The sequence below is a fragment of the Vibrio sp. M260112 genome, from assembly GCF_036533775.1.
Lineage (GTDB): Bacteria > Pseudomonadota > Gammaproteobacteria > Enterobacterales > Vibrionaceae > Vibrio.
In genome coordinates this window covers 1-4,588 of the sequence record NZ_JATABH010000093.1, presented here as the reverse complement: position 1 = coordinate 4,588, position 4,588 = coordinate 1, and the positions used below count along the sequence as shown (strand labels likewise).

At 43.6% G+C, this 4,588-nt stretch carries 5 protein-coding genes and 1 pseudogene; 2 read left to right on the top strand and 4 right to left on the bottom strand.

What is annotated here, in order from left to right; genetic code table 11:
• Positions 1–140: pseudogene (locus QTN95_RS19705) on the top strand (IS4 family transposase); the annotation flags it as partial.
• Between the two features lie 50 nt (positions 141–190).
• On the opposite strand, the gene fbaA reads toward QTN95_RS19705, so the two are convergent.
• From fbaA to epd, 3 genes are all read right to left on the bottom strand, one after another.
• Positions 191–1,267, bottom strand: coding sequence for a class II fructose-bisphosphate aldolase (gene fbaA, locus QTN95_RS19700; protein WP_138970699.1), 1,077 nt, complete (start codon positions 1,265–1,267; stop codon positions 191–193).
• A gap of 153 nt (positions 1,268–1,420) precedes the next feature.
• Positions 1,421–2,581 carry a phosphoglycerate kinase gene (locus QTN95_RS19695; protein WP_269377539.1) on the bottom strand — a complete coding sequence of 387 codons (1,161 nt, stop codon included), beginning with the start codon at positions 2,579–2,581 and terminating at the stop codon, positions 1,421–1,423.
• 182 nt (positions 2,582–2,763) lie between these two features.
• Positions 2,764–3,798, bottom strand: a complete 1,035-nt coding sequence (gene epd / locus QTN95_RS19690) for an erythrose-4-phosphate dehydrogenase (protein ID WP_138970697.1) — start codon at positions 3,796–3,798, stop codon at positions 2,764–2,766.
• Between the two features lie 197 nt (positions 3,799–3,995).
• On the opposite strand from epd, the gene QTN95_RS19685 reads away from it, so the two are divergent.
• A complete protein-coding gene (locus tag QTN95_RS19685; RefSeq protein WP_138970696.1) occupies positions 3,996–4,232 on the top strand; it encodes a hypothetical protein in 237 nt (78 codons plus the stop codon).
• A gap of 70 nt (positions 4,233–4,302) precedes the next feature.
• Here QTN95_RS19685 and QTN95_RS19680 read toward each other — a convergent pair.
• On the bottom strand, positions 4,303–4,588 hold a 286-nt coding region (locus tag QTN95_RS19680), incomplete at its 5' end, for a transketolase-like TK C-terminal-containing protein (protein WP_331418693.1).

Here is a 4,588-nt window from a genome sequence, read left to right as displayed (position 1 = left end):
GTTCGATCCCCAAAAAGTTAAGGGCGATGCGAGAGCGAGTGAAGCGCTACATTCTGCCAGAGCGAAAAAAACGGCCCAAATCAAGGACCGTTCGTATGAATAAGACTCGCTATCCAGTTCGTTCCAAACACGTTAAGTGATAGGAGTTAGCTCATTGAGCGGCTTTTTCAACATAAGCTCGTTAGACGAATTATAGTACGTCTACTGCGTTTAGGTCAGCAAAAGCTTTTTCTAGACGAGCGACCATTGAAGCCTGACCTGCACGTAGCCATACGCGTGGATCGTAGTACTTCTTGTTTGGTGCATCTTCGCCAGTTGGGTTACCGATTTGACCTTGTAGGTATTCACGGTTTTCAGCTTCGTACTTACGGATGCCATCCCAAGTTGCCCACTGTGTATCAGTATCGATGTTCATTTTGATAACACCGTAGCCGATAGATTCTTGGATCTCAGCTTCAGTAGAACCAGAACCACCGTGGAATACGAAGTTTAGAGCGTTTGGTGCAATACCGAACTTCTCTGCACAGTATGCTTGAGAATCACGTAGGATAGTTGGAGTTAGAACAACGTTACCTGGCTTGTATACGCCGTGTACGTTACCGAAAGATGCTGCGATAGTGAAACGGTGGCTAACTGCGCTTAATTTCTCGTACGCGTAAGCAACGTCTTCTGGTGAAGTGTAAAGCTCAGAAGCGTCCATGTGAGAGTTATCAACACCATCTTCTTCACCACCAGTACAACCAAGTTCGATCTCGATTGTCATACCCATTTTAGCCATGCGCTCTAGGTACTTAGCACATGTTTCGATGTTCTCTTCTAGAGACTCTTCAGAAAGGTCTAGCATGTGAGAAGAGAATAGAGGCTTACCAGTTTGAGCGAAGTACTCTTCACCAGCGTCTAGTAGACCGTCGATCCATGGAAGAAGTTTCTTAGCAGCGTGGTCAGTGTGTAGAATCACTGGCACACCGTAAGCTTCAGCTACAGCGTGTACGTATTTCGCGCCAGCTACAGCACCAAGGATTTGAGCACCTTGACCTTCAAGTTTAACGCCTTTACCAGCGAAGAAAGCTGCACCGCCGTTAGAGAACTGAACAACAACTGGAGCTTTCACTTTAGCTGCCGCTTCTAGTACTGCGTTTACAGAGTCAGTACCAACAACGTTTACTGCTGGTAGAGCGAAGTTGTTTTCTTTTGCAACTTCAAAAACTTTCTGTACGTCATCGCCAGAGATTACACCTGGTTTTACGAAATCGAAGATCTTAGACATGGATTTAATCCTATTTATCTGTCGTTTTAAAAATAAAACTTGTTAAGTTTAAATTCTTGCAAACGTTTGCTCACAACTCGCGCTATTCTAGCAAAGAAGTGTGATGTGCAGCAAACAAGAAAGCGGGAGATTAACTCCCCCGCTTTCACTTAATTACTTAGCACGCTCTTCAAGCATCGCTACAGCTGGAAGTACTTTACCTTCAACGAATTCAAGGAATGCGCCGCCGCCAGTAGAGATGTAAGAAACGTCAGCCTTGATACCGAACTTGTCGATAGCCGCTAGCGTGTCACCACCACCAGCTACAGAGAAACCTGCAGACTGAGCGATTGCTTCAGAGATACCTTTAGTACCCGCTTCGAAGTTCTTGAACTCGAATACGCCTACAGGACCATTCCATAGAATCGTTTTTGCGTTAGCGATGATTTCAGCTAGAGCAGCTGTTGAATCAGGACCAAGGTCGAAAATCATGTCGTCATCAGAAACTTCAGATACGTGCTTGATTTCAGCTTCTGCGTTTTCATCAAATGCTTTCGCACATGCAACATCAGTTGCAACTGGAATAGAACACTCTTTCATTAGTTTTTGAGCCGTTTCAACTAGGTCAGCTTCGTATAGAGACTTACCAACATTGTGGCCAGCTGCTGCAATAAATGTGTTTGCAATACCACCACCAACAACAAGTTGGTCAGCAACTTTAGATAGAGATTCAAGAACGGTTAGTTTAGTAGAAACTTTAGAACCACCAACGATAGCAACAAGTGGACGCTCTGGGTTGTCCATTGCTTTACCTAGAGCTTCAAGTTCAGCAGCTAAAAGAGGACCAGCACATGCTACAGGAGCGTTCATACCTACACCGTGTGTAGAAGCTTGAGCACGGTGAGCAGTACCAAATGCGTCCATTACGAAGATGTCACAAAGTGCAGCGTATTTCTTAGATAGCTCTTCTTCGTTCTTCTTCTCGCCTTTGTTAAAACGAACGTTTTCAAGAACAACAAGCTCACCAGTGTTTAGCTCTAGGCCATCAAGGTAATCTTTTGCTAGTTTAACTTCGCAATCTAGAGCGTCGTTTAGGTAGTTAACTACAGGTTGTAGAGAGAACTCTTCTGCGTATTCACCTTCAGTTGGACGACCTAGGTGAGAAGTAACCATAACTTTAGCGCCTGCTTCTAGACAGTGCTTGATAGTTGGTAGAGATGCTAGGATACGTGCATCAGAAGTCACTTTGCCTTCTTTTACTGGTACGTTTAGGTCCGCACGGATAAATACACGTTTACCTGCTAGATCCAGGTCAGTCATCTTGATTACAGACATGATGTGTCCTCTCAAATATTAAATAAGTAAAGTTTTTCAGTCACCCGGCAACCCCGCCAAGCTCAATAATTCTTCAAACTGGTTTTGATATGGAGATACTTCATATTTATTTCAAGGGTAAAAATAAATATTTCTCCTTGCCGCAAACTACATTTATCCCCTAGATAGTTGGCGTTGCAGCGTCAAATATGACGGGGAGCGGCTTGCATTGCGAGCGCAGTATCCAGCATACGATTCGCAAAGCCCCATTCGTTGTCACACCAAACAAGCATCTTAACTAGATGGCCGTTACTAACTCGAGTCTGTGTACCATCGACAATCGCGCTATGGGGATCATGATTAAAGTCGATAGAAACGAGCGGCGCTTCAGTATAGTCAACAATGCCCTGTAATGTACACTGAGATGCGTTAACAATGGTTTGATTTACGTCATTAACTTTCACATTTGTATTAATTGTGACACTTAAATCCATTGCAGTAACGTTAACTGTCGGTACTCGTACTGAAATTGCCTCGAATTTGTTAGAAAATTTCGGGAATATTCTTTCAATTCCTTTATGCAACTTAGTGTCCACTGGAATGATCGATTGACTTGCAGCACGCGTGCGACGCAGATCCGAGTGGTACGCATCGATAACTTGCTGATCGTTCATTGAGGAATGAATGGTGGTGATGGTTCCGGATTCTATCTCAAATGCATCATCGAGCGCTTTGATAATCGGCACAATACAGTTTGTGGTACAAGAGCCATTCGACACTATCTTATCGTCAGCTTTGAGAGTTTGGTGGTTCACCCCATAAATAATGGTATTGTCGAGATCATTAGCACCAGGATGAGAGAAAAGAACTTTCTTCGCCCCTGCTTTTAAATGCTCTTGACCGTCAGCTTGAGAACCAAACACACCGGTACAGTCTAAAACCAGATCAACCTCTAAATCACGCCAAGGTAATAGCTCAATCTCACTTAGATGAAGGATGCGAATAGAGTCAAACTCTCCACTTTCATGGTGAATATAGATATGCTCTTGGTCATTGGTTACTTTTTTGCCAAAACGACCATGACTCGTATCGTACTGCAGTAGGTGTGCCATAGCATCAGGTTGTGCCAACTCATTCACAGCGACGACTTTAATCTGCTGGCTTTTGCCACTTTCATATACTGCTCGCAGTACATTACGACCGATACGTCCAAATCCATTGATCGCAACTCTAAGCATGATTCCTTCGCCTTACATGATTTTCGTGTCACAAATAGTAACCGATAGCTATCAAAAGCGCATTAAGTTAGTGATATGGAGCGAGCTTTTCCACATATTCACATGGCATCATATCTCAGCATTTTATATCATGGAGATGGATAAATTATTCCTATTGGCTGTTTTTCTTCAACTTTCATCAACCAAAGGAAATGATTATGTCTGGTTACCCAGCGAAACACTTTTGCCAACAATGTTCAAAAGAGACACCTCATAGCGAAGTTTTGGTGAGGAAGCCAAGCCGTTACGATAATGACCCTTCTTTACTAGGCAAAGTCAAACTTCTCCTTCATAGCTTCATCAATGGTGGACACTACTACGACATGGACAGATACGTAACGTGTAAAGAGTGTGGTCACAAGCAGCTAGACAACTGGGGTAAAGAGTTTGAATAGGCACAAGCACTCGTGATAGAAAAAAACCGAGCCAATGGCTCGGTTTTTTTTATTTGTTGCAACTGTATGCTTACGCTAGCAATTCTTTTGCTGTGTTTACTACGTTTTCAGTAGTGAAACCAAACATCTTGAACAGTTGGTCAGCTGGCGCTGATTCACCAAATGTTGTCATGCCGATGATCTTGCCACCGAAACCAACATACTTGTACCAAAAGTCCGCAATACCCGCTTCGATAGCGATACGTGCTGTGACGTCTGATGGCAGTACTGCTTCGCGGTATGCTGCATCTTGCTTATCGAAAGCATCGGTTGATGGCATAGAAACAACGCGAACTTTCTTACCTTCTGCTGTTAGC